The organism is Candidatus Competibacter denitrificans Run_A_D11, from assembly GCF_001051235.1.
GTDB lineage: Bacteria > Pseudomonadota > Gammaproteobacteria > Competibacterales > Competibacteraceae > Competibacter_A > Competibacter_A denitrificans.
The window spans coordinates 118110-144163 of the sequence record NZ_CBTJ020000042.1; the positions used below are offsets into that span (position 1 = coordinate 118110).

Here is a 26054-nt window from a genome sequence, read left to right on the forward strand (position 1 = left end):
CCTTAAGCGTGTAACGGCTTGGTGAGCGTATAGAGTTGGCGGTAGCGTTCCAGTTGGGCGCGGTGATAGGCGGCGCGGGCCGGTCGGGGCGAGTGGTTTTCCTGCTTGGGTGGCTGGACGCAAATCCGGCGGATGGCGGTTTCGACATCGCCGCCCGCTACGCCGATCATCGCCAGCCGGGCCGCGCCCAGCGCCGGGCCAACCTCGCCGCCCGTGCGATACACCAGCGGCAGTTCCAGCGCATCAGCCAGCAGTTGCCGCCACAGCCGCGACCGTGCGCCGCCGCCGATTAAATCCAGTTCGCGCGGTTCACTGTCCGCTGCCCGCAGCGCATCCAGCCCATCGCAGCACGAATAGGCGACACCTTCCAACACCGCCAGCGTCAGGTCGTTCAAATCGGTGGCGTTGCTCAGGCCGTGGAACTGGCCGACCGCGCGCGGGTCGTTGTGCGGGGTGCGTTCGCCGGACAGATAAGGCAAAAACAGCACCGAGGTTTCGGTTTTGCCGCTGGCGTCCAGCCGCGCCAGCAGCTCAGAGACTTCGCGCTCCACGGTGCGGGCCAGCCAGGCCAGCGAGTTGGCCGCTGACAGGCTGACCGACATTTGATGCCAGCGGTTCGGCAGGCAATGACAAAAAGCGTGCACCGTCCGTTCAGGACAGGCGTGATGCGCGGCACTGACCACGAACAACACGCCAGAGGTGCCAAGCGACAGAAAGCCCTGGCCGGGGTCGATGACGCCGACCCCGACCGCACCACCGGCATTGTCGCCCGCCCCGGCTACCACAGGGACGCGAGGTAAATTGAGCGCCGTTGCCGCTGTCGCCGTCAGTTCGCCAACGATCTGACAGCCTTCATACAGGGTCGGCATGTGGGAACGATTCAGGCCAGTTTCGGCCAGCAGGGTATCGTCCCAATCCCGCTTAGCCGGATCGAGCCACAGCGTACCGGCGGCGTCCGACATCTCCGAGGCGAACTGGCCGGTCAGTCGGAATTGCAAATAATCTTTGGGCAATAAGACCTTGGCGATGCGGGCGAACAATGCCGGCTCGTGCTTGCGCACCCATAGCAGCTTGGGTGCGGTGAAGCCGGGCATGGCCATGTTGCCGCAGCGGTCGCGGAATCCCAAAAGGCTGGCTTCCAGTTCCACGCATTCGGCATGGCTGCGGCCATCGTTCCAGAGGATGCAGGGCCGCAGCACAGCGTTATTAGCGTCAAGCAGGGTCGCGCCGTGCATCTGCCCGGACAGGCCGACCGCTTTTACAGCGTCCAGCGGTGCGCCAGCGGCTTTGAGGGCGGCGGTTGCGGTGCGACAATTTTCCCACCAGTCGTCGGGGTTTTGCTCCGACCATAGGGGGTGCGGGTTGGATACCGGATGGTCGGCAGTGGCTTGATGGCGCACCGCACCGTCCGCATCCAGCAACACCGCCTTAACCCCGGAGGTGCCAATATCGAATCCGAGATACACGGTTTTATCCTCGCGCTGGTGGCCTCAACCCTTCAGAGAGTTCTGCAAGGTGGCTCGCGTGCCTTTGGCATACAGGCTTTCCAGCGCCTCGCGCACCGCGCTGACGAACGGTTCAGCTTGCGGCAGATCGCTACCGAAGATTTGATGCAGCCCCAAAAAGACCGAGGGGTCGGTATCGCCGAAACGGACTTTGCCCTGTAGTTCGTCCTTTAACGGATCGGTCGGGGTGATGGCCTTGCCCGCATCGTCCTTGCCGCCGAGATAGCGAATCCAACCGGCAATCAGCAGGCCGAAAATGTCCATCGGCTTGCGCTGTTTTAATTGCTCGCGGGCGATGGGCAGCACGAACTTGGGGATGCCGGAGGAGGCGTAGAAGGCAATCCGCGACAGTTGATCCTTGACCGAGGGATTGGCGAAACGGGACAGCAGGGTCTGCTGATACTCCACCAGATTGACGCCCGGCGGCTCGTGAATCAGCGGCCGCACCGTATCCATGTAGCGGTTGAGCAGGGCGCGGATGTCGGCATCGCGCATCGCTTCATCAGCGGTGACATAGCCCAGCAGCACCCCGTGATGGCACAGCATCTGATGACCCGCGTTGAGCAGATGAATTTTCATCAGTTCATACGGGTGAACATCGGGCGTCATCTGCACGCCGACCGCCGCTAAATCCGGGCGACCGTTGCAGAATTTGTCCTCGACCACCCATTGTTTGAACGGTTCGGCCACCACCGGCCAAGCGTCCGTCACGCCGCCCAGCAGCGCCTTGACCTGTTCGCGCAGCGCGTCGGTGGTGACGGGCGTAATCCGATCTACCATGCAATTGGGGAAGGCAACATTGGCTGCGATCCACGCGCCCAATTCGGGATCGCGCAGCCGCGCAAAGCCGGTCAGCATCCGCCCGGCCAGTTCGCCATTGCTTTGCAGGTTGTCGCAGGACAGCACGGTGAACGGGGCGATTCCGGCCTTGCGACGACGGTTCAGCGCCTCGGCCATGTAGCCGTAGAGCGAGATGGGGGCCTCGTTGGGCTTGGCCAAATCGTGGCGCAGATTGGGGTGATTCTGATCCAGTTCGCCGGTGCCGTGATCGAGGTAATAGCCGCCCTCGGTGACGGTGATCGAGACGATGCGGGTTTCCGGGTCGGCCAACCGGGCGATGACCGCCTCCGGTTCGCTGGGCGCGTGCAGATAGCCGCGTTCCGAGCCAATCACCCGCACGGTTTCCACGCCTTCATCCCGTTCCACCAGCGTGTAAAGCATCTCCTGCGGGCGCAGCGCTTCGGCCATCGCCCGGTCCTGTGGCAGCAGTCCGACCCCACAGATGCCCCACGGGCCGGCGCCCTGGGCGTGAAACAGCTCGTCGATGTATAGGGCTTGATGGGCGCGGTGGAAGTTGCCGAGGCCGATATGGACGATGGCTTGACCGACTTTGCTGCGGTCGTAACGGGGAACGGCGACCGTGGCGGGCAGTTGGCCGAGCAGCGCCGGGTTCAGACGCCGGTTTTGATGATCGCTCATGACAAGACTCCTTTAGGCAAAGGATGTAAAGCGCCGGTGGGGTGCAGGCCCGAACACCGGTCAAAATGGCTGATGACGCAATCGATCAGGATGCGGCGGGAAGGGGCCAGCCGTTGACTCGCTCCGGCAAGCCGTCCATCCGGTCGATGACGGCGGCTGCGCCGGCCTGATAGAGGCGCTGTGCCTGATCGGCCGGTACGTGGCTGGCCCCGGTAAAACCGATGACCGTCATCCCCGCCGCGCGCGCTGCCATCGTGCCGGGTACGCTGTCCTCAATGACCAGACAGCGGCCGGGCGTGACGCCCAACTGTGCGGCGGCGTACAAATACAGATCGGGTGCGGGTTTGGGTTCGGCCACCATGTCGGCAGAAAACATCCGGTCGCCGAAATGGGTGGTCAATCCCGCCCGCGCTACCGAGCGGCGCACGCTGGCCAGCGAACTGTTGGAGGCCACCGCCTTCAGTGCGGGTATTTGTTCGATGGCTGCTCGTGCGCCCGGAATCGGCTCCAATTCTTCATCCAGCGCGTGGTCAATGGCGGCGATGATTCTCGGCACCGTGCCCGGTGGCAGGGTTTGACCGGTGCGCTGTTCGACCATCGCCAGAATATCGGCGGTGCTGGTGCCTGCTGTGTTTTGTAGCAGCGGAGCGGTGTCGATAGTGGGCATCAATAACGCCAGTTCCCGTTCCAGCACATGCAGGGCGAGAACTTCACTGTCCACCAGCACGCCGTCACAATCAAAAATTACGGCATCCATAGCGTTTGCTAGTCTTTATCAATTGCCAGATTTAACATAGCATTAGCTAGCTCAATAGAATTTAGTAGTGTAGGATCGGGTTTGAATGAAATCTACAATATTGGTGATTCTGTTGCCCGCTCTTGAACTGCAGTTGCCTCAGTATATAAATGAGCTGTGAGCATCCAGTATATGTAGCCTGTTGCTATTTCCTCCCTAAGCCGAGTAGAGGTTAACCAAATAGCAAAAGCGATTATAATTAAAATAAAAATTGTTAATTCTGAAAAACCAATTAATATGCCCGTTATTATAGTTAGAAAAATAAGTAATATTAACATATGAGTAGTTTGTAAACTGTGCATATTCATTATTACTCTACTATACTCTTGTTCAAATAATTTATACCCTAAAAGAATAATAAAAATTGAGCGTGAATCAGAGAGTCCGTTTAGTATTTCATCAAGAGAGCTTAAATATATATTTGCTTTATCTTCGTTATATATTAAAGGGTTAGAAGCCTCGCTCCAAGCTTTCCATATTGCTTTCCATCTGAAATCTTGGCGTTTTATCAGATAAAAAGTATACTCATTAAGAGGGGCTATCAATGTATATATGAAAGGAAATTTCTGTTGAGTATATATTATAAACCTATGAGGTAATATTCTATTTAAAGAAGCACCCATTGCATGGGTAATTAATGTGCCTAGCATCGACCCAATCACCGCGAATAAAGAGAGAATAGTTGCTGTAACTACTAAGAAAGAGAAGCCTTTAATATCTAGCTCTATTATTAAATTTTTAATATCATTAAAATTAAATTGGAATGTGAATTTATTCATAAATATAAAAATAACTAATAATTGAATGCTAATAAAGCAACCGATTATGAGCCGTGGAGCGCTGCGAAAGATGCTATTAAGCCACATGTTTCATACTCGTATTATGTTTAGATCAGAATAAGAAATGAGTAGTTATCTTTCTAAGAAAATGATTCGTTGGCCCCTAATAGTATTAAAGTTTACACCATCTTTATAGATCAAAATTCGTCGGCAAAATGATCACATCCCGAATGGTCATGCCGCGCGGCCGGGTCAGCATGAACAACACCACGTTGGCGATTTCACTGGCTTCGATCAGGCTGCCGGATTCTCTGGCTTCCTTCAGTTTCTCCTCCGGCCAATCGGAAAGCAGTGAGGTAATGACTGGGCCGGGTGAGATTGAGCCGACGCGGATGCCGTATTTGAACACCTGGCGGCGCACGATCTGGACGAAGGCGTTAATCGCCCACTTCGACGAGGCATACACGGGTTCCCACGGGGTGGGAAAGTGGGCCGCCAGCGAACTGGTCACGATAATGTCGCCGCTGCGCCGCTCGATCATGTGCGGCAACACGTCATGGACATTTTTCATCACCACGTTGATGTTCAGGTTCAGCATCCGGTCGATGGCGTCGGGGTCGACGTCCACCAGATCACCGCCGACATAACTACCGGCGTTGGCGTGCAAGATGTCGAGCTGACCGGCTTTTTCCAGAATTTGCGGCAGCAAGGTCGCGCAGCTCCTGGAATCAAGCAGGTCGAGCTTCAGCGGAATCGCCGCAGCGCCCAGTTTTTTGCAAACGGCTGTGAGCGCCGCTTCATCGCGGTCAACCAGCACCACCCGCGCCCCAGCCGCCAGCATCGCCTCCGCGCTGGCCAGTCCGATGCCCGACGCTGCCCCGGTGATGGCAGCCACTTTGCCTTCGAGTTCTCTTGCCATTTCGTCCTTCCTCTTTCGCAAACGCTCACGCAAACCCTCACCCTGACCCTCTCCCAGAGGGAGGGGGGGTGGGGGTGAGGGCAAGAGGGGTCTAATGCCCTCCCTTGCCCCGGCCGACATCGGCCAGCGGATGCCGCGTCGATTGCGCCAACGCCAGCCCGTCGGAACCGAACAGATGGCAGGTTTGGCTGCGCACCCCCAACTGGATGGGGTCATTGACCCGGATGTGGCTGTTGCCATCGACTTCCGCCGTGATCATCGTGCCGTTGTCGAGCTTGACATAGGCGTAAGTCGCACCACCCAGCCGCTCGACCACCAGCGCCGTGCCGGTCAATTTGCCGTCGCCGCTGCCTTCCTGGAGATGTTCGGGCCGCACCCCCAGCGTCAGCTTGTCGCCCGCTTTGGTCGCGCCCGGCACCACCAGAACCGTGAGGTTATCCCCGCCCGGCAATTCGACGGTGACGCCTTCCGGGGCAACGGCCTTGACCGTCGCGTCGATGAAATTCATGGTCGGCGAGCCGATAAAACCGGCCACGAAGCGGTTGGCCGGATGATGGTAAAGCTCCAGCGGCGAGCCGACCTGTTCGACCACGCCGCCCTGCAACACCACAATCTTGTCAGCCATCGTCATGGCCTCGACCTGATCGTGGGTCACATAAATCATGGTGGCGTTGAAATCGCTGTGCATTCGGGCGATTTCGATGCGCATCTGCACCCGCAGCGCCGCATCCAGATTCGACAGCGGCTCGTCGAACAGGAACACCTTGGGGTTGCGGACGATGGCGCGACCGATGGCGACGCGCTGACGCTGGCCGCCGGATAAGGCTTTGGGTTTGCGATCCATCAGCGGGTCAAGCTTGAGGATGCGGGCCGCCTCGTTGACCTTGCGGTCGATTTCCGCTTTCGGCACCTTGGCCAGCTTCAGGCTGAACCCCATGTTGTCGCGCACGGTCATGTGCGGATACAGCGCATAGGTCTGGAACACCATCGCAATGCCGCGGTCGGCGGGCGACAGGTCGTTGACCCGTTTCCCGTCGATGCTCAATTCGCCATCCGAGATGCTTTCCAGACCGGCAATCATCCGCAACAGGGTGGATTTACCGCAGCCGGAGGGGCCGACGAAGACCACGAATTCCTTGTCGTTGATGTCGATATCGACGCCTTTGATGATGTCAACCGGCCCAAAGGATTTCTTGATATTGCGTAAGACGACTTCAGCCATGATCAATGTCCTAAAAAAGGGTTACTTGACGGCGCCGAAGGTCAGCCCGGAGACCAGTTGCCGCTGGCTCATCCAGCCCACCACCAGAATCGGTGCAATCGCCATCAGCGACGCCGCCGACAGCTTGGCCCAGAACAGGCCCTGCGGACTGGAGAAGGAGGCGATAAACGCGGTCAGTGGCGCACCTTGTGAACTGGTCAGATTCAGGCTCCAGAACGCTTCATTCCACGACAGGATGACCGACAGCAGGCCGGTGCTGGCGATGCCCGGCACCGCCAGCGGCAGCAGCAGCAAGAACAATTCCTGCATCGGATTCGCGCCATCCACCCGTCCGGCTTCGAGAATTTCGCCCGGCACGTCCTTGAAGTAGGTGTAGAGCATCCAGACCACAATCGGCAGGTTGATGAGGGTATAGATGATCAGCAGCCCGGTGACGGTATCGAGCAGGCCCAGGGTCTTGAACAGCAGATACATCGGAATCAGCACGCCGACCGGCGGCATCATCTTGGTGGACAGCATCCACAACAGGGTCGAAGGCGTGCGCTTGGTCGGAAAGAACGCCATCGCATAGGCGGCGGGGATGGCGAAGGCCAACGCCAGCAGCGTGGAGCCGAACGACACCGCAATCGAGTTCCAGACGAAACGGGCGTAATTGCTACGGTCAATCACGTCGGTGTAATTCTCCATAGTCGGCACGAAGAACAGCGACGGCGGGGTGCTGATCGCTTCGGTTTCGGTCTTGAAGGAGGTGAGCGCCATCCAGAAGATCGGAAAGAAAATCAGGATGGCGATCACCCACGCCAGTACAGGAATCCAGCGCGGTGGTTTTTGAAAGGTGGAGGGCATGGACATGGCGTTCTCCTCAGCCTTGCTGCAAGTTGCGGGACACGGTGCGCACCAGGAAGAACGCCACGACATTGGCCAGAATCACGGCGATGATGCCGCCCGCCGAGGCGTAGCCCACATCGAATTGCAGCAGACCGACCGAGTAAATCAGCCAGGCCAGATTGGTGGTCGCAGTGCCCGGCCCGCCGGAGGTGGTGACGTAGATTTCCGCAAAGATGGTCAACAGGAAGATGGTTTCGATCATGATGACCACAGAAATCGCCCGGCTCAGATGCGGCAGGGTGATGTAGAAGAACATCGCCAACGGGCCAGCGCCGTCGATGCGGGCCGCTTCTTTCTGTTCCGAATCCAGCGATTGAATCGCGGTCAGCAGAATCAGGAAGGCGAAGGGCACCCATTGCCAGGCCACGATGACGATGACCGAGAACATCGGGTAATCGGTGAACCAGTCGGTTGGGGTTAAACCCACCATGCTTTGCAGCGAGGCAATCAGCCCGTAGACCGGGTGCATCATCATGTTTTTCCACACCAACGCGCTGACCGTAGGCATGACGAAGAACGGCGCAATCACCAGCAACCGGGCGATGTTGCGGCCGGGGAATTCCTGGTTGTAGAGCACCGCGAACAGGGTGCCGAATACGACGGTGATGATCAGCACCGAACCGACCAGCACCAGCGTGTTCCACAGCGAGGTCCACAGGGTGGGGTCGTCGAACAGAAAGCTGTAGTTTTCGAGACCGGCAAAGCCGGTAAGTGCGGGATTCAACAGGTTATAGCGGATGACCGAGAAATACAGGGTCATCGCCAGCGGCACAATCATCCACAGAAACAAGACGATGACCGACGGCCATAGCAAGGGCCGGGTATCGACTTCCCGATTGGTTTTTGCCGGAAGGGCGGCAGAAGGAGCAGGTGCCAGGGTTGTCATAAAAAACCCTCGTGCGTGAGATTTCGAGATGGCCTGCGGCCGGTCGGAAGCAGGAACAAGGCGTTACGCGATTCCCTCCCCCGGTGGGAGAGGCTTAGGCTGAGGGCTAACCCCTCCCGGTGAGAGAGGGGCTGTTACCAACGCTTATTTCTTGCCGTAACCCGCTTGGGTCATGGTGCGGGCGGTCGCGGCTTGGGCGCTCTTGAGCGCCTGATCGAGCGGCATCTTGCCGGTCAGCACGGCGGCGATGGTCTGGCCAACTTGGGTGCCAATGGCCTGGAACTCAGGAATGCCGACGTATTGGATGCCGACATACGGCCGGGGATTGAGGGTTTGGTCGGTCGGGTCGGCGCTGTTGATGGCGGCCAGCACCGGCTTGGCGAAGGGCGCGGCTTCCAGATACTTGGGATTTTCATAAGTTGAGGTGCGGGTGCCCGGCGGCACGCTGGCCCAGCCTTCCTTCTCGCCCACCAGTTGGATGTAGGGCTTGGAGGTGGCCCACAGCACAAACTTCTTGGCGGCGTCCTTGGCGTCCGACGATTGCGGGATCGCCAGCGTCCAGGCCCACAGCCAATGCGCGCCCTTCGGGGTCTTGGCGACCGGCGCTTGCGCGAAGCCCACCTTGTCGGAGACCTTGGACTGTTTCGGGTTGTAGAGCAGACCGGCAGCGACGGTGGCGTCAATCCACATCGCGCACTTACCATTAGCGAACAGGGTCAGATTTTCGTTGAAGCCGTTGGCGGCCGCACCGGGTGGGCCGTATTTGTTCAGCATCTCAACATAGTCGCCGATGGCGGCTTTCCATTCCGGGGTATCGATGGTCGGCTGCCAGTTCATGTCGAACCACTGGCCGCCGTAGGTGTTGATCATGGTGGACAGGAACGCGAAGTTTTCGCCCCAGCCCGGCTTGCCGCGCAAACAGATCCCGTAAACCTCGGCTTTCTTATCGGTCAGCTTCTCGGCCCATTGCTTGACGTTATCCCAGGTCGGCTGTTCCGGCATGGTGATACCGGCTTTCTCAAACAAATCCTTGCGATAAAACAGCATCGAGCTTTCGGCGTAGAACGGCGCGGCGTACAGCTTGCCCTCATGGGAAAGACCATCACGCACCGACTTCAAAATATCATCTACCGCATAATCAGCGGGCAGATTCTCCAGCGGCATCAGCCAACCCTGCTTGGCCCAAATCGGCACCTCGTAGGTGCCGATGGTCGCCACGTCGAACTGGCCACTCTTGGTGGCGATGTCGGTGGTCAGACGCTGGCGCAGCACGTTTTCTTCCAAAACCACCCAATCGAGCTTGATGTCCGGGTTTTGCTGCTCGAACTGTTTCGACAGTTTTTGCATAATCACCATGTCACCATTGTTCACAGTGCCGATGGTGACGGTAGTGGCCGCTTGCGCGGTGGCAGTGAGCGACAAGGCGGCGATCAAAAGGGCGGATTTGCGTAGTTTCATTGGGTTATCCTCTCCTCTCCAAAGGTGCTGTCATGAGTTGCTCGTACCAGCATGATAGAAATATGGCGCAATTTGCCATCATCACCAGTACTTGATTCACCAATATCTATACTTTCCTGATATTCCATGCGCTAAGAAGGAGGAGAGGAAAGGCTGTGATCCCACATCAAACGAAACAGCGAATGCCGGAGTTGGAGATCAGCGATAAACAAACCGGGGCCATCCGTTATCTGGAACATGGCTGCCCGCATTGGCGGATTCGCTGGCATTATCATGACGAGTACGAACTGCACCTGATCGTCGCCAGTAGCGGCAAGATGTTCATTGGCGATTACATCGGACTCTTTCAACCGGGCTGTCTGGTCCTGACCGGTCCGCGCCTACCGCATAATTGGGTCACCAATGTGATTGATAACACTCATTATGCGCTCCGTGATCGGGTCGTGCATTTCGATCACGACGTTATTGTCGGCGCGGTTGCTTTATTCCCGGAGCTGTCCATGCTGCTCCCGCTATTGGATCGGGCCAGGTACGGTATTGAGTTTTTGCATCATGCCGATGCAGCCGAAAAATATATGATGCAAATTAAGGAATCGGATGGGGTGGCGCGGGTGGGTTATTTTTGCGAGCTGCTGGATCTATTGGCCCACAGTCCCCACCAACAGGTGTTATCGACCACTCAAATCAATCTCCCTATCAATAGCGAGTTTCAGCGAAAAATCGATCTGGTGATCCAGTTTGTGATGGGCCACTATGAGCAGAAGATCGCCCTGGCGCAGATTGCAAGACTGGTGGGCATGAGTGAAGGCCATTTCTCGCGCTTTTTTCACCGGGCTACCGGCAGCAGCTTCAATGAGTTTGTCAATCGGGTTCGGATCGCCAGGGCCTGTGATTTGCTGTCTCGAACCGATAGGCCGATTACCTTGATTGCGGGTGAAATAGGTTTCAATAATATCGCCAATTTCAATCGGCGTTTTACGCAGCACAAACAAATGACGCCCAGTAAATACCGCCAGCAGGCGCGTGAGCGTTATTCCGCTGTGAGCACGCCGCCGTTGCTATTAGAGGGCGTCCATCCCAATTGATCGCTAATTGCTGGTAGGAGGTTAAAAACCTCCCCTGCATTTGCTTCAGGTATGATCTTTAATCGTTGCTGTGGTTCCGCCGCTCTTGGTTAAAGCAATGGCGGCTTCACGGGCATCTGCTGTAGCATACATCAGACTGGTGCCGATGATCTGATGATTGGCTGCCTTCAAATTAAAGAAAAATTTCCCATTTGCCGCTTCCTTAAGTTCATATCTCGCATCATCCGAGCAATTGCTTTGTACTGATTGAATGCCGTTTGTGGCAGAACCTTTTACTTTATACAATTCACTACTGAGCAAAATCTCATTGTCATCCGATTTCAGTACGAAGCGAAATTGATCATCTTTGCTTTTGTTCAATTCAAACCAACCAGCCATTGCCAGACTCCTCTCAAATGTTGCTCTATGAAATCATCGACGCGACGAATTATTTAAACTCGTCTAATCAACTGAACGAGTATTGATCAATCATCGCGCTTGCGGCAAAGTCTATCACATAAATTAGACATTTCTGGAACCTGTGATCTGCGAGATCATCGGTTAACCCCAAAATCGGATGGCTGACGTTTATGGTCATCACCTCACCCCAAACCCTAGAGGTTGAAACTCATGAAGCGAACCCGCTGGTTGTACCCGCTCGGCATCTTGCTGGTATGCGCCGCTGTGCCGTTGGCGGCTATGGCGCGGATCAAACTGACCACCTTGCCGGTGCGCGAGCGGGTGGAGATTCAACTCGATCATCCGCAAAGTACGTTGGTCGAGGAAGAGCGCATCGTCCCGTTGGTCAAGGGAATCAATCAAGTGGATTTCTCCTGGGCCAACACCCGCATCGACCCCAACAGCCTGATTCTCCGTATCTTGCCGCCAGAGGCCGAGACACCCTTCGAAGTCAAGGTGCTCTCGGTCAGCTACCCGCCGAGCGAAACCGCGCTAATCTGGGCAGTCGCCGCCAGTGCGTCGGGCACTGCGCGGGTGCGGATCAGCTATGTGTTGGGCGGCTTGGGCAAGGATTTTCACTACCGGGCGACTGCTGGTCGTGACGAGAAAACCCTGGAGCTGACCCAATGGTTGCGGATCAACAATAATGCAAACGAGGCTTATGAAAACGCCCGATTCTGGGCCGGGGTCGGCGAACGGTTTGACAAGCCCCTTGGCTTAAGCGAAACCAAGGAAGTCCAACTGGCGCGCTTCGCTGGTGTGCCGGTGCGCAAAACCTATACGTGCGACCCGGTGGCTTTCGGTTATCTCGATGAGGCCCAAGACAAGCTGAACGTGCCGATGCACTACGTGATCAAGAATGCCGGTGGCAGTCTTGGCAAGGAGCCGCTACCGGCAGGCAAGGCCCGCATCTTCCAGGATGACGGCAAAGGGAGCAGCGCGTTTCTCGGTGAAGATCACGGTAAATTCACTCCGCCAGATGACGAACTGACGCTGTATCTGGGCTTGGCCCGCGATATCGCGGTGCGGCGCACGGTGGACCGCAACGAGCGCCAACGCATCGCCGGCAACCTCTACCGTTATGATGTCACTCTGAAATACGAGATCGAGAACTTCAAGGATACGCCGGTCACGCTCGATATCGCCGAAAGCGTCCGCCAGATTCGAGACAGCATTCGCAGTGGAGAGACCAACGACCTCGATCCAGAATGGCAACTCGGTAACGGCACCTTGCGGCAACCCGATCCTGACAAGAGTGATGCCGACCAGTTGTTGTTCCACGTTGATTTGCCACCGCGCGCTGCCGACGGTCAAGCGCAAAAGCAGGTACATACCCTGCGGCTGACTCTGAACAACGAATGGTGAGCGCGATGATGAGAAACCGGCTTGGTTTTTGTCTGGCCTTGTTAGCTGTCCTGCTACCGCTGGGCGTACTGGCGCGTAACGTCGATCTTGCCACCGTTCCCAGCCGGAATACGGTGCAATTGACGATCTACAATTCCGAGGATTTGACCCTGGTGCGGGAAACGCGGGTCGTCACCTTCAAACAAGGCGTTAACCCGCTGCAATTTTCCTGGGCTAACACCTTAATCGATCCGACCTCGGTGGAATTGAAAGTCCGCCAACCGAAGACTGGCGTGGAACTGCTCGATACCACCTATCCGCACGACCGACCGCAAACCCTCTACTGGAACGTGCAAAGCGACGCCAACCGCGAAGCGACCATTGAAATCAGCTACTTCACTTCAGGGATCTCTTGGCGGGCCGATTATCTGGCCATCGCCGATCCTGATGAGAAGGCACTGCACCTGAACAGTTTCGTGCGAGTTGATAACCGTTCCGGTGAGGATTACGAAAACGCGCAAGTGCGGCTGGTGGTGGGCACCATCAACCTGGTGGAGAAAATCGCCCAGTTGGCCAAATTACCGGTCGGGCGGATTGAAGATGCCCTAAAAAAGAATGAATTACAGGAGGTTCGGCAAAAGGCCGCGCGGATGATGATGGCGCCCGCACCCGTGTCAGCGGCTGACTCAGGTACCTACGCCGGAGCGGAGATGGAAGCCTCCAAGGAAATCATCAAGGAAGGTTTGAGCGAATATTTTATTTACACCATCGAAGGGACGGAAACCGTGCCGAACGGTTGGTCTAAACGCTTGCGCAGCTTCGAGGTAGCCGACGTACCGATGAGTGTCCAATACCGCTATCGGCCGCGCGAATACGGCGAGCCGTTGGTGCGGTTATATCTGTTGCGCAACGATGCTGCTTCCAAGCTGGGCCTGACGCCGCTGCCGGATGGCCAACTGCGGGCGTTCCGCGCCAACAGTCAGGGCGGTCTGAGCTATTTGGGCGAACAGTCGCTGAAGTACGTGCCTATCGGCGACAAGATCGAGTTGAATCTTGGCCCCGACCCGGCGGTCGTGTTTGAACTCAGCAAGCGGAAGGTCTACCGCGACAACCTCTGGTTCCAGGTCAAGGGCGGCAGTCTCTACCGCAAATTGGGCGATGACGCCTTAAAACTGGAATTGGAGAGTGTAGTCGCCGGCTGGGATGAGCACACCGTGTTCCGCCAGGAGATACGAAACTACACGCGCAAGCCGATCTCGGTACAAATTCGCCGCGATTATCCGGGTGATGTGGTATTTCGTAGCCAACTGAAGCCGACCCTGCACGATTTCCAAACGGTGCAGTTCGAGACCGACGTACCGGCGGGCGGCAAGGCAGGGCTGGATTATGAAGTCATCACCCGCGAAGGCTACAACCAGAAGCAGAGTCGGGTGGAGTTGCAGGCTGGGGAGGTAGGCCGTTAAACGGTTTAGAGGGACTGGCAAATCAGGGTGAGCCAAACCTCACCCTGATTTTTTGAGATGTCTACGCTCAACGCAATACCAGCAGCAGTTCCTCCCGCCCGCGCAACAGGTTCAGTAGCAATCCTTCGCTATCAGCCGCCAGTTGTTGCATTTCGGCAATGCTGGCAATCGCTTGACGGTTGACGGCCAAGATCAGGTCATTCTTGCGTAAACCCGCGCGGGCAGCGGCACTGCCGGATTCGACATTGGCAACGACAACCCCCTTTGCCTGCCCAGCCAGGGGTGAATTGGGACTGATATCTTCAAAAGTCGCTCCACTCAGCCGACTGTTGAGCGCTTGGCCGTCGATTTTGGCCGAGACGTATTCGCCGACTTTGGCCTCAATCGTCTGGGGGACGCCCTCGCGTAGGATATCGAGGCGGATCGCTTCACCGACTTCCAGCAGGCCGATGGCATTGCGCAAGGCACCGCCGTCACGTACCGGCCGACCATTGATATTAAGCACCACATCGCCTTCCTTCAGGCCCGCGCGGGCAGCGGCGGAACGAGGACTGACTTGGGCGATCACCGCCCCTTGGTCGGTCGGCAGCTTAAAAGCCCGCGCCAGTTCAGGGGTGAGATCCTGCACTGAAACGCCCAGTTGGCCGCGTCGAACCGAGCCATGCTCGACGATATGGTTCATGGTGCGGGCAGCCATATTGGCGGGAATGGCAAAACCGATACCGACATTGCCGCCACCGGGTGCGATGATCGCGGTATTGATGCCCACCAATTCACCGCGCAAGTTCACCAGGGCGCCCCCCGAATTGCCGGGATTGATCGAGGCATCGGTTTGGATGAAATCTTCATAACCCTGAATGCCAAGCCCGGAGCGCCCCAACGCGCTGATGATGCCGGAGGTAACGGTTTGCCCCAGACCGAACGGATTGCCGATAGCAACGACGAAATCACCGACCCGCAGCGCATCGGAGTCGGCCAGGGTGAGTGCGGTCAGGTTGTTGCTGGGGATCTGAATCACCGCCACGTCGCTTTCCCGGTCGGAACCGATGACCTTGGCGTCGAGTTTGCGGCGGTCACGCAAGGTCACAGTGATTTTATCAGCACCGTCAATCACATGGTGATTGGTGAGGATATAACCCCGCCGCGCATCCACCACCACCCCGGAGCCAACGCTTTGTGACTTGCGCTCGCGCGGTTGGTCGGGGATGTTGAAGAAACGGCGGAAGAACGGATCATCCAGTAAGGGATTGCGCGCCGCCATCCGGCTTTCAGTAGCGATATTCACCACCGCCGGTGTCGCCCTTTCCAACATGGGGGCCAAGGTCGGCAAAGCTTGGCCATCGACTGCGATGGGTAAAGCCGATTGCGCCAGGGAAGGTGTGAGACAACCCAGGCTTAAGGCCAGCAAGCCAGCCGACAACAGCGCGCGTGAGATCTTGACCACTGGAGAACTCCCTTAAGACTGAAATTGATGACAACGAGCCGTCAGGCGACATTATTTAGGCCAGCGCGGGCGCGGGTCGAACGGCAAGTCTCGCGCCATGCGCTGGAATAGATCGCGGGCTGTTTCGCTGTCGGCCGGCGGATTGACGATATGCAATACCGCGAGCTGATCGCCTGGCGGCTGACCTGGCAAGCCGCGACCGCGCAGCCGCAAGGTTTGGCCGTGGTGGGCATTGGCGGGGACATTGATTGACACCGAACCGCCAAGCGTTGGTATCTCGATCTTACCGCCCAGGGCTGCTTCCCATGGCGCCAGCGGCAGATCAAGGCTCACATCGCGCCCCTGAACCCGGTAGAGCGGGTGGGCTTTAATGGTCAGCTCCAACAGCAGATCACCATTGGGACGACCGCCGCCACCGGGCCGGCCTTGACCGCTTAAGCGGATCTTTTGCCCACTGATGACGCCAGTGGGGATTTTGACATTCAAGGTGCGCGGGCGGGTGACGATTTGACCGCTGGCGTCGCGTTCCTGGGATTGTAATTGCAGGGCGCGCGTACCGCCGCGATACGCTTCTTCCAGGGTGATTTCCAGCGGCACCGTCTGGCTTTCGCCACCGGCTTGAAAGCCACGCGCACCCGCAAAGCCGCCGCCCATGCCACCCGTGCCGCCCATGCCGCCCATGCCACCTAAACCGCCGAACAACGATTCGAAGAAATCGCTGAAATTACCGCCACCGAAGCCGCCGGGGTGGAAACCGCCCTGGCTCTTACCCGACCAGCCGGGCGGCGGCCTGAATTCTTGGCCAGCGCGCCAGTTGTTGCCCAACTGGTCGTAAGCGGCGCGCTTTTCCGCATCGCGCAACACCTCGTAAGCTTCCGCCACCTCTTTGAAGCGCTCTTCAGCACCGGCCTCCGCGCTTACATCGGGGTGGTATTTACGGGCCAGCCGACGATAGGCGCGCTTGATGTCCTCTGCCGAAGCATCGCGGCTTACGCCAAGAATTTGATAATAATCCCGATATTTCATTGGCTCACTCTCCCCCTCCGCAAGGGAGGGGGTTGAGGGGCGAAGGCGATGTTAACCTTCGACCTTGATGGTGCGCGACAGGGTATGTGTCGCCTTGGGGATGCCGATTTCTAAAACGCCGTGCGCGCTGCGCGCAGCGATTTGTGCCAGGTCGGCGGTATCCGGCAGGCTGAAACGACGATAGAAACTGCCGCAGGGCCGCTCGACCCGACTGTAGCCGGCCCGGTTCTCGCGGGTTTCGCCAGCGCGATTGCCACGGATGGTCAGGATACCGTTTTCGGCGATAATTTCGATATCTTTGGGATCGACGCCAGGAATATCGGCGCGCAAGATGTAGCGGTCTTTTTCCTCCTTGATGTCTACCGCCGGAATCCAGTCGCAGGTGGCGACGCTGGATTGGTCATCGCTGGTGGTGGCATAAGGCTCAAATAACCGATCCAGTTCCTTGCGTAGGTGCTGGATGTGATGCCAAGGTTCATAACGGTTTGGATTCATGGCTGAAACCTCATTGAACTGGAGTGGATTCTTGGTGTGAAAATGGGGTCCGCGTGGCGGATTTCAAGTTTTTCCGGTCCATTTTTATGGGTCGCCAGAGCGTATTTTGCTATAGGTAACGTCAATGAATGAACGCGAGTTTCTCCCGCTGGCCATCGCGGTGCTAACGGTCTCTGACACACGAACCGAAGCGGATGATGAGTCTGGCCGCACCTTGGTTGAGCGATTGACCGCCGCGGGCCATCGGTTGGCACAGCGGGCCATCGTCCCTGACAACATTTATCGCATCCGGGCGGTACTGTCGGGATGGATCGCCGATCCGCAGATACAGGTTATCTTGACGACCGGCGGGACCGGGGTGACCGGTCGTGACAGTACGCCGGAAGCGGTTCGACCGTTGTTTGATAAAGAACTCGGTGGTTTCGGTGAACTGTTCCGAATGTTGTCGTGGGAAGAGATCGGCACGGCCACCTTGCAATCGCGGGCATTGGGCGGCTTGGCCAATGCGACCTTCATTTTTTGTTTGCCCGGTTCTGCCGGGGCGTGTCGCACCGGCTGGGATCGAATCCTGCGAACGCAGTTGGATATCCGTACCCAGCCGTGCAATTTTGTCGAATTGCTGCCGCGCTTGCGGGAGCGCTAAAAGATGCAAATTCTGCGCTATAGCCTGACCATCACCTGCCCGGATCAAGTGGGGATTGTGGCCGCCGTGTCGGGTTTATTGGCGGGCCATCATGGCAACATCATTGAGTCTGATCAGTTCAGCGACACCGAATCTGGCCGGTTCTTCATGCGTTTGGTGTTCGATCTCGATGCCGCTACCGAACCGGCGCTGCTGGCGGATTTTGGGGTGCTGGCCGGCCGTTTCCAGATGGTTTGGCGCCTCTATGACCCGCGTCGCTTGCCGCGAGTCATGATCCTGGTGTCGAAGGCGGAACATTGTCTGAACGATTTGTTGTACCGGCATCGAACCGGCGCGCTGCGAATGGACATCACCGCCATCGTTTCCAATCACCGCTACTTGGCGCATCTGGCCGAATGGCACGCCTTGCCGTTTCATCATTTGCCTCTGGGACCGGTTAAGGCGCAGCAGGAGCGGCAAATCCTGGATCTGGTGGAGCAAACCGGCACCGAACTGGTAGTGCTCGCTCGCTACATGCAAATCCTGTCACCGGAGTTGTGTGCGGCGCTGGCCGGTCGGGCGATCAATATTCATCACTCTTTCTTACCGGGGTTTAAAGGCGCCAAGCCTTACCATCAGGCGTACACCCGTGGGGTCAAGCTGATCGGCGCGACCGCCCATTTCGTGACCGCCAATCTTGATGAGGGGCCGATCATTGAGCAGGAAGTGGAGCGGGTCGATCATGCCCAGACGGCGGAACACCTGGCCGCCGTCGGCCGCGATATTGAAAACATCGTCCTGGCGCGTGCGTTGCACTATTACCTGGAGCGACGGGTTTTTCTCAATGGTGACAAGACCGTGGTGCTGCGCTAGGGCTAACGCCGGAGTTGCTGCGTGGAGCCATTGAGCCTTTTTTTCGCTGCCTGGCTGGTTGGCCTGACCGGTGGCGTCCATTGTTTCGGCATGTGTGGCGGCATCGTGGGCGCGGTCACTCTGGGTTTGCCGGCAATGCCTGGATCAATGCTACAGGGCCGATTAGCCTATCTGCTCGCTTATAACGGCGGCCGCATCGCCAGCTATGTCAGCGCCGGAATGCTGGCCGGCGGGGTAGGGGCGTGGGCGGCTCACCTGATGGCTGTTCATCGTGCGCAATTGGCGTTGCAAGTTCTGGCGGGCCTGTTCATGGTGCTGCTGGGACTGTATATCGGCGGTTGGTGGCGGGTGCTCGGTCGGTTGGAGGAAGCGGGTGGTCGGCTGTGGCGGCGGATTGAGCCGCTGGGTCGCCGATGGCTGCCAGTTCGCACACCCGCTCAAGCCTTCGGGGTCGGTCTGGTATGGGGCTGGCTGCCGTGCGGGCTGGTTTACAGTGTGCTGGTTTGGGCCATCGGCTCCGGCGGGGCGGTGCAGGGGGGGTTGTTGCTGCTGAGCTTCGGGTTGGGCACCTTGCCGGTGCTGCTGGCGATGGGTACTGTCGCAGCGGCGCTAGCGGGTTTTTTGCGCCGACCGTGGGTTCGTTACACCGCCGGCGCGCTGATTGCGGCGTTTGGCGGTCATAAGGTCTGGGTCGCCGTGGCCGCTGCCTAGCAAACCCTGCCGGCTCGCTTCCTGTCCCTGCTGCGTAACGGTGGGAGATCATGGGTGATGGGCTATGCCGGAGTGCTTTTGAAAACTATAGTTTCTTGACCACCCCATCGCACTGCGCGCAGGAATACCCTTCATGTTCCACACCTTAAAAAGACCCGATATCCTGGTGACGACCTTGGCCGCCGCTGGGATTTTGATGGTGACGATGGGCGCGCGGCAATCGCTCGGCTTGTTCGTTAGTCCACTGGATACCGCGACTGGACTTGGGGTGGTCACGATCAGCCTGGCTCTAGCCATCGGGCAATTCACCTGGGGTGCGATTCAACCGATTGCCGGCGCGTTCGCCGACCGTTACGGCCCCCGCGCGGTGCTGATTGGTGGTTTGCTGATTATGGCGCTCGGCAGTGCCATCACGCCCTTCATGCAGTCTGGATTCGGGCTGATTGTCTCCCTGGGGTTGTTGTCGGCCATCGGTTCGGGGGCGGGGAGTTTCTCGGTGCTGATTGGGGCAGCGGCGCAACGGATGCCGGCCGAAGCGCGCGGTGCTGCTTCCGGTGTGATTAATGCCGGCGGCTCGTTCGGCCAGTTCGTGTTCGCGCCGGTTATGCAAAAGTTGATTCAGAGCGTCGGCTGGATGGGCGCGCTGTGGGCGATGGCGGTGTTGATCCTGAGCGCGTTGCCGCTGGTTGGTAAACTCACTAAGCCGATAACCGCACCAGTCAGCCATACTCAGGAAGATACCGGCGTGATGTGCGCCCTGCGCGATGCGCTGGGTAATCCCAGCTATCTGCTGCTTCACGCCGGTTTTTTTACCTGCGGTCTGCACATCGCCTTCTTGGTCACTCATCTGCCGGGTGAGGTCCAGCTTTGCGGGTTGCCGGCCGCCGTTGCCAGTTGGTCACTGGCCATTATTGGCTTGGCGAATGTCTTCGGTAGCCTTTATGCCGGCTGGTGCGTTTCCCGCTACCGCAGCAAATACGTGTTGGCGATGATGTACGGTTCACGGGCGTTGCTGATTGCATGGTATCTGATGATGCCGCGCACCGAGTGGGTGTATTACCTGTTCGCCGCGGGTTTGGGATTTACCTGGCTGGCGACCGTGCCGCCAACGGCGGCTATCGTTGGCAAGCTGTTTGGCATTCGCTATATGGCGACCTTGTTCGGATTGACGCTGTTATCGCATCAAATCGGTGGTTTCTTCGGCGCTTATCTGGGCGGATTGGCGATTACTCATTTCGGTGATTACAACTGGATGTGGTACACCGATATGGCGTTTGCCGCTGCGGCTGCCCTCGTTAATTTGCCGATTCGGGAAGCGCCGGTGGTCAGGCCGGCGGTGGCGTGAGCTGGCGCCCGTGCTCGCTCGGAACCGTATTGCGGCAGAGCAGGCAGCGACCGTTAACATTGGAGGGGTTCTTTGCCAGGCGGCCCCGATGTGTGTTAGTGGCCCGCCTTCTTCGCTGCCGAAATCCGCTGATAAACCTGACTGCCCAGCCACTTTGATACTAACTCCTGTAGATCTGGTTTACCCATGTAGTCGGTGAATAACTCCTCGTTCATCTCCATCCGCTCAATGAATAAAGACTCCAGCACCTGCCGGAACACGAGTTGGAATTTGTCGAGCGAGTTGACCTCAGCCGCTTTCTGCAACGACTCATTCAGGCTCGCCGCTTCGGCGATCTGATCGAAGAACAGTTGATCCGCTTCATTCAGCTCACCACCGAAGCGCTGATTGATGAGATCGATCAGGCGAGATAACGCAACATGATCTTCGCGCACCATGCCCGATCCGACCTCGCGCGGGCCATCCAGCGGTTTGGCATAGCCCTCGTTGAGGCTGATTGAACCTTCACTGATTTTCTGCAACCGGTAGTAATCGAGTTCGACCTCTTCATCGAACTGATAGCCCGGCCCATTCTTGCGCTTGGGCAGCTTCAGCGCCAGGTATCGCAGATAGGTGAACAGCTTTTCCAGGTCGCTGTCCTGATAGGGAATCACCTGGCTTAGAAAACTGTAGAGATTGCGGAACGCCTGCACCTTGCCACGCCATAGCTCGGCCTCTTCTTCTGCTGTGTTCTGCAACTCGGCAAAGCGGGTGACGGCCTGATCGAGAACCGCATTCATCATCTTATGGTCGCCGGTGCTCTGTCGGCGTTTGGGAGCAAAGAAGAGGTTTGAAAACTCGATGACCTCGGTATGCAGATAGATCCCAGAGGCATCCAGTTCGGCGTTGACTTCGTAGAGCCTGTTCGGATCAACTTGCTCACCCATCACCGAGCCTTCGTAGTACTGGCGAAACGCTTCCTGGATTTCTCCTGGCTCGTTGACAAAATCCAGCACGAAGGTGTCGTCCTTGAGCGGGTGGGTACGGTTCAAGCGCGATAGGGTCTGCACAGCCTGAATACCCGCGAGGCGCTTGTCCACGTACATCGTGTGCAGCAGCGGTTGATCGAAGCCGGTCTGGTACTTCTCGGCGACCAGCAGCAGGCGGAAATCGGGTTTGGCGAAGGTATCGGGCAGTGCCTTCTCCTTGAGGCCGCCGTTCATCTCGACTTCGGTGTAAGTCTGCTCCGGTAGCTTGTCGTCTTCCACCGTGCCCGAAAAGGCCACCAGCGTCTTGATGGGGTAGCCCTTCTCTTTGATGTAGCTGTCGAATTCCTGCTTGTAGCGCACCGCCTCCAGCCGCGAGCCAGTGACCACCATGGCCTTGGCATGACAGCCGATCTTGTGGCGGGTGAAGTGCTGGAAATGTTCGACCATCACTTCGGTCTTCTGGCCAATGTTGTGCGGGTGCAGGCGCATGAACCGCGCCAGTGCCTTAACCGCTTTCTTGCGCTCGACGTTGGGGTCGTCCTCGGCTTTCTTGATCAGCTTGTAGTAGGTTTTGTAGGTGACGTAGTTTTTCAGCACATCCTCAATGAAACCTTCCTCAATGGCTTGGCGCATGGTGTAGCGATGGAAGGGTTCACCGTTGCGGCCAAAGATCGCCAGCGTTTTGTGTTTGGGCGTGGCGGTGAAGGCGAAAAAGCTCATGTTCGGCTGTTGGCCGCGCTTGGCCATGGAATGAAACAGGCGCTCCAATTCGATTTCGCCTTCCTCCTTGGCCATCTCCTGGGCTTTGTTGCGCAGCTCAGTGCCGCCCAGCACCCCCTTCAACTCGGTCGCCGTTTCGCCGGATTGAGAGCTGTGCGCCTCGTCGATGATGACAGCGTACTTGCGGGTCGGCAGATGGTTTTTACCGCCTTCCCCTCGTTCTTCGCTCAGCTTGGCGAGTTGCCCGGAGACGAAGGGGAACTTTTGCAGCGTGGTGATGATGATCGGCACGCCGGCGGCCAGCGCCTCCGCCAGTTGGCGCGAGTCTTCGTCGATCTTCTGCACCACGCCCTGGCGGTGGTCGAACTGGTAGATGGTATTTTGCAACTGGCGATCCAACACCACCCGGTCGGTGATCACTACCACGCTGTCGAACAGCCGTTCGTCACGCTGGTTGTGCAGGCTGGACAGCCGATGCGCCAGCCAGGCGATGGTGTTGCTCTTGCCGCTGCCGGCCGAGTGTTCGACCAGGTAGTTATGCCCCACACCTTCGCTGGCGGCAGTCGCCACCATCTGGCGCACCGCCTGCAATTGGTGATAGCGCGGAAAGATCAGGCTTTCCTTGCACACCTTCTTGCCGTCGTCTGTCGTCTTTTGCGGCCACCGTCCCTGGAGGCCATCCTTCGGGCCAGCCTGCGGCTGTCCAAATTCGTTCCAGACGACTTTGTCTTCCACATCAAGATGCAGGAAGCGGGCGAGCAGATCGAGCAGGCTGTCGCGTTGCAGCACCTCTTCCCACAGGTAAGCGGTTTTGTAGTTGCGCCCTTCGCGGTCGGGCGGGTTGCCGGCGCCACCGTCCATGCCCCGGTTGAAGGGCAGAAAGATGGTGGATGAACCGGCCAGGCGGGTGGCCATGTGGGCCTCTTCGGTATCCACCGCAAAATGCACCAGCGCGCGTTTGGTGAACACGAAGATGGGTTCACGCGGGTCGCGGTCGTGGCGGTATTGGTGGATGGCATTCGCTGCCGTCTGCCCACTCAAGGGGTTCTTGAGTTCTAGCGTCACTATCGGAAGGCCGTTGACCGACAGCACCACATCCAAGGATTTTTCGTTCCTGGGGCTGAAATGCAACTGGCGGGTCAGCCCCAGCCGATTGGCCTGATAGCGCGCCTCCAGCTCCGGGTTCAACCCGTGCGCAGGGCGGAAGAAGGCCACCCGCAGTGTGCGGCCGAAGCATTTGAAGCCGTGGCGCAGGGTGGCGAGCGTGCCATGCGTGTCCAGCCACTTGCACAAGGATTCCAGCACTCGCTCGCCAGTTTGCGTGCCGTGTAGCGCTGCGAGTTTTTCCCACGCCTTGGCCTGAGTCGCTTGAATGAAGCCCAGGGTTTCAGCGGGAAAGAGGGCACGTTCGCGGTCGAAGCCCTTGCCATCGACCCGCGTGTAACCATTGGCCAGCAGAACCGATTCGATGGCGGTTTCAAAAGCGGCCTCGGAGGTGTGCTTCATTTGTCTTCCTTTACTCTTGGGACAGCTTAGTTAAAGAAAGCCGTTTTCTTTAACTTAACCGGGACATCTCCGGGTCTCGCTCGAATCATTCACTTGTTCGTTGACCGGATGACCATTACGCCACGCGACTAACTTGCCATCTCGCATAAGTGCCCGTTTCCGTGCCGTACCGGCGGCTCGTTCCATTGCGGCCAGCGCCAGATCGAAATCGTCCTGCGGTTGGTTGGCGGGGCAGTTCTCGTGGTTCATGGATTGGCTCCTTTGCTGATCAACAGGGGAGAAATTCCTGCATTGTCATAGATCGCCCAGGCATCTACTAATGGTTTGTATATCGTTTCGAAGTTACGCCAGCCCGCCTTGAATCGGCGCCGGATCGTGGGTTCTGCTACATTATGGCCGCCCTCGGCAACACGTTGTCGGACGCGGGAGACTGCGAAATCGGCATCCGGGAGGCGCAAAAAGAAAAGTTCGACGAAATAACCCTGAGCACGCCACTGTGTTATCAGGTGCGCGTAAATTCTGCCACTGAGCGTCGTCTCGAAAGCGAAACTCTGCCGCTGGCGTACAAAGACGGCTATCCGTTCCAGCACCAGACGGCCCGCCCGAAAGGCCGCCTCCTCCGGTTGAAACGGGCTTAGCCCCGCTGCGATCAGATCCGCATTGATGAAATGGGGGCAATTAGCTTCTTTGGGAAGAAATTCGTTGGCAAACGTAGTTTTACCAGCCCCGTTGGGTCCGGCGATAATCAGAACGCGGAGCAACGTGGAGGCAGTCATTCGCGCATCGCCTCCAACGGAATTTGCCCGGTGACAGCGGCGGTGATTAGGGCGGCGCGGCGTTCTTTTGCAAGATCAATTGAACGACGAAGCAGACTCTCCATGTGCAGCATTTCTGAACACTGCTGCTTAATGAATGAGGCAATAGCGCGCTGTTCGCCAATGGGTGGATACGGAAAGTGGAGGGACAGGAAAGCATCTGTGTATAGGCGCAAGAAACCTTGTTCGCCCGTGCCCAGGCCTTTTGAAGACGATCTGAAAACCGCTTGAAGAAGTGATGTTTTGAACAGTTCGAGGAAGTACTCAATAGATAGTTCTTGGTCTACAACATCGAACACTGCGTAATCAGGACTGACCAATCCCGGCTCTGTAGCTACTGCGATAAGCCCGCTGGCCGCGCGCATTCGATTGATGACCATTTGGCCAGGTTCAATCTTCTTAAACCCAGTAACGTCATTCGCTTCCAGAAGTTTTTCTGAGACATCGTTGTGGGGAACTAGCCCTTTGCCCATTCGCAATGAAAGCAGAGTCTCTTCTCCAGTCTCCGTCCGCCTGTCGATTTCGTGAAATAGACCCTTCGCTCGTGGCTCCTCCCAATGCGCCGGAGTCTCGCCCAACCATTCCTGGCCGGAGAGCTTGAGCGGAGCGTTGGGGTCGAGGCCACGGGTGACGGCACGGCTGATGAGAGCGGCGCGTTTTTCTTCCAGCAGCGCCAACATGCGTTCCTTCTCGGCAATCAGCCCGTCAATGCGGGCGGTTTCGCGGTCGAGATAGTTGGCGATGAGGCGCTGAATTTCTAGTGGAGGGACTAAGAAGGGTAGATCTTTTTGCTGCCCTTCGGTGAACGATGGTATCGTTCCGGGATTCACGTACTCCCCAAAATCTAGTGTTGACATCCACCACAACGCCCATTCTGGTGTTACAGAACTTGGTACAAAGGCTGACATGTTATTGTCAATGCATGACGGTCTACCAACCAATCTTCGCTTATTCAAAAGTAAGGCCGCGCCTATTTTTGCGTATACGATTGAATGCTCTGGAACGATGGAGGCACCAAGCTCTTTTGCAGTAGCCATACTCACTGAATTCACCGCATGAGAAATCCATTTTTCGCTACCGGGAGCCGACATGTCGGAAACTTTCAGAAATGGAAATTCTTCGTTTTCGGTCCCTTGGTATTCATGAGGAAAACCAGTGCCACTCATAACAGTGCCAACATGCTTCAAGCGGCGTAGCTCCCATCTATCAGGGAAATATTTTAACTTCGAGGAATAAGGTAAGGCGCTCACTCCGTCACCTCTCGCAG

24 protein-coding genes are annotated in these 26054 nt (G+C 57.5%); 7 read left to right on the forward strand and 17 right to left on the reverse strand.

Annotated elements, in window-relative coordinates; translation table 11 throughout:
* Positions 1-2 precede the first annotated feature (2 nt).
* The 9 genes from xylB to BN873_RS09890 all read right to left on the reverse strand — a co-directional run bounded on the left by xylB (position 3) and on the right by BN873_RS09890 (position 9932).
* Entirely contained in the window at positions 3-1466 is a 1464-nt protein-coding gene (gene xylB / locus BN873_RS09850) for a xylulokinase (protein WP_048673405.1), read from the reverse strand.
* A 24-nt stretch (positions 1467-1490) separates the two neighbouring features.
* A complete protein-coding gene (locus BN873_RS09855; protein ID WP_048673408.1) occupies positions 1491-2984 on the reverse strand; it encodes a mannitol dehydrogenase family protein in 1494 nt (497 codons plus the stop codon).
* A gap of 85 nt (positions 2985-3069) precedes the next feature.
* Positions 3070-3741 (reverse strand): HAD family hydrolase, encoded by a 672-nt coding sequence (locus BN873_RS09860; RefSeq protein WP_048673409.1) that lies wholly within the window; start codon positions 3739-3741, stop codon positions 3070-3072.
* A 92-nt stretch (positions 3742-3833) separates the two neighbouring features.
* Complete coding sequence (locus BN873_RS09865; protein WP_048673410.1) at positions 3834-4646, reverse strand: hypothetical protein; 813 nt, start codon at positions 4644-4646, stop codon at positions 3834-3836.
* Positions 4647-4749: 103 nt separating this feature from the next.
* On the reverse strand, positions 4750-5478 hold the full coding sequence (locus tag BN873_RS09870; RefSeq protein WP_048673411.1) for an SDR family oxidoreductase: 729 nt from the start codon (positions 5476-5478) through the stop codon (positions 4750-4752).
* Positions 5479-5569: 91 nt separating this feature from the next.
* Positions 5570-6700, reverse strand: a complete 1131-nt coding sequence (locus tag BN873_RS09875; RefSeq protein ID WP_048673412.1) for an ABC transporter ATP-binding protein — start codon at positions 6698-6700, stop codon at positions 5570-5572.
* Between the two features lie 21 nt (positions 6701-6721).
* Positions 6722-7546, reverse strand: coding sequence for a carbohydrate ABC transporter permease (locus tag BN873_RS09880; RefSeq protein ID WP_048673464.1), 825 nt, complete (start codon positions 7544-7546; stop codon positions 6722-6724).
* A gap of 16 nt (positions 7547-7562) precedes the next feature.
* Positions 7563-8474: a carbohydrate ABC transporter permease gene (locus BN873_RS09885; protein ID WP_082161205.1), complete on the reverse strand. Its 912-nt coding sequence runs from the start codon at positions 8472-8474 to the stop codon at positions 7563-7565.
* Positions 8475-8618: 144 nt separating this feature from the next.
* Positions 8619-9932 carry an ABC transporter substrate-binding protein gene (locus tag BN873_RS09890; RefSeq protein ID WP_048673413.1) on the reverse strand — a complete coding sequence of 438 codons (1314 nt, stop codon included), beginning with the start codon at positions 9930-9932 and terminating at the stop codon, positions 8619-8621.
* Between the two features lie 155 nt (positions 9933-10087).
* Here BN873_RS09890 and BN873_RS09895 point away from each other — a divergent pair, with 155 nt between their 5' ends.
* Positions 10088-11017 (forward strand): helix-turn-helix domain-containing protein, encoded by a 930-nt coding sequence (locus tag BN873_RS09895; RefSeq protein ID WP_048673414.1) that lies wholly within the window; start codon positions 10088-10090, stop codon positions 11015-11017.
* 45 nt (positions 11018-11062) lie between these two features.
* On the opposite strand, the gene BN873_RS09900 is transcribed toward BN873_RS09895, so the two are convergent.
* The gene (locus BN873_RS09900) at positions 11063-11395 is read right to left on the reverse strand and encodes a YegP family protein (RefSeq protein ID WP_048673415.1); all 333 of its coding nucleotides are present in this window, start codon (positions 11393-11395) and stop codon (positions 11063-11065) included.
* A 231-nt stretch (positions 11396-11626) separates the two neighbouring features.
* On the opposite strand from BN873_RS09900, the gene BN873_RS09905 reads away from it, so the two are divergent.
* Together BN873_RS09905 and BN873_RS09910 are read left to right on the forward strand one after the other, a co-directional pair.
* On the forward strand, positions 11627-12820 hold the full coding sequence (locus tag BN873_RS09905; protein WP_048673416.1) for a hypothetical protein: 1194 nt from the start codon (positions 11627-11629) through the stop codon (positions 12818-12820).
* Positions 12821-12825: 5 nt separating this feature from the next.
* Entirely contained in the window at positions 12826-14262 is a 1437-nt protein-coding gene (locus BN873_RS09910; protein WP_171820450.1) for a DUF4139 domain-containing protein, read from the forward strand.
* Positions 14263-14329: 67 nt separating this feature from the next.
* On the opposite strand, the gene BN873_RS09915 is transcribed toward BN873_RS09910, so the two are convergent.
* Genes BN873_RS09915 through BN873_RS09925 form a run of 3 tightly spaced genes read right to left on the reverse strand, consistent with a single transcriptional unit; the run spans position 14330 to position 17227 of the window.
* Positions 14330-15697, reverse strand: coding sequence for a DegQ family serine endoprotease (locus tag BN873_RS09915; protein WP_374727161.1), 1368 nt, complete (start codon positions 15695-15697; stop codon positions 14330-14332).
* 60 nt (positions 15698-15757) lie between these two features.
* Positions 15758-16732, reverse strand: coding sequence for a DnaJ C-terminal domain-containing protein (locus BN873_RS09920; protein WP_048673418.1), 975 nt, complete (start codon positions 16730-16732; stop codon positions 15758-15760).
* Positions 16733-16783: 51 nt separating this feature from the next.
* Positions 16784-17227, reverse strand: coding sequence for an Hsp20/alpha crystallin family protein (locus tag BN873_RS09925; RefSeq protein WP_048673419.1), 444 nt, complete (start codon positions 17225-17227; stop codon positions 16784-16786).
* Positions 17228-17351: 124 nt separating this feature from the next.
* Between BN873_RS09925 and moaB the strand changes: the two genes are divergently transcribed.
* From moaB to BN873_RS09945, 4 genes are all read left to right on the forward strand, one after another.
* Positions 17352-17870 (forward strand): molybdenum cofactor biosynthesis protein B, encoded by a 519-nt coding sequence (gene moaB / locus BN873_RS09930; RefSeq protein ID WP_048673420.1) that lies wholly within the window; start codon positions 17352-17354, stop codon positions 17868-17870.
* 3 nt (positions 17871-17873) lie between these two features.
* The gene (purU, locus tag BN873_RS09935; RefSeq protein WP_048673421.1) at positions 17874-18722 is read left to right on the forward strand and encodes a formyltetrahydrofolate deformylase; all 849 of its coding nucleotides are present in this window, start codon (positions 17874-17876) and stop codon (positions 18720-18722) included.
* A gap of 21 nt (positions 18723-18743) precedes the next feature.
* The gene (locus BN873_RS09940; RefSeq protein ID WP_048673422.1) at positions 18744-19433 is read left to right on the forward strand and encodes a sulfite exporter TauE/SafE family protein; all 690 of its coding nucleotides are present in this window, start codon (positions 18744-18746) and stop codon (positions 19431-19433) included.
* 133 nt (positions 19434-19566) lie between these two features.
* Entirely contained in the window at positions 19567-20778 is a 1212-nt protein-coding gene (locus BN873_RS09945) for an MFS transporter (RefSeq protein WP_048673423.1), read from the forward strand.
* A gap of 95 nt (positions 20779-20873) precedes the next feature.
* Here the strand turns inward: BN873_RS09945 and BN873_RS09950 are convergent, their stop codons facing one another.
* Genes BN873_RS09950 through BN873_RS09965 form a run of 4 tightly spaced genes read right to left on the reverse strand, consistent with a single transcriptional unit; the run spans position 20874 to position 26037 of the window.
* Positions 20874-23972 (reverse strand): type I restriction endonuclease subunit R, encoded by a 3099-nt coding sequence (locus BN873_RS09950; protein ID WP_048673424.1) that lies wholly within the window; start codon positions 23970-23972, stop codon positions 20874-20876.
* Between the two features lie 54 nt (positions 23973-24026).
* The gene (locus BN873_RS09955; protein ID WP_048673425.1) at positions 24027-24221 is read right to left on the reverse strand and encodes a hypothetical protein; all 195 of its coding nucleotides are present in this window, start codon (positions 24219-24221) and stop codon (positions 24027-24029) included.
* Positions 24218-24748, reverse strand: coding sequence for an ATPase (locus BN873_RS09960; RefSeq protein ID WP_048673426.1), 531 nt, complete (start codon positions 24746-24748; stop codon positions 24218-24220). Before BN873_RS09960 ends, BN873_RS09955 begins: the two co-directional genes overlap by 4 nt.
* Positions 24745-26037, reverse strand: a complete 1293-nt coding sequence (locus BN873_RS09965; RefSeq protein WP_277921592.1) for a restriction endonuclease subunit S — start codon at positions 26035-26037, stop codon at positions 24745-24747. The genes BN873_RS09960 and BN873_RS09965 overlap by 4 nt, the downstream gene beginning before the upstream one ends.
* Between the last annotated feature and the right edge of the window lie 17 nt (positions 26038-26054).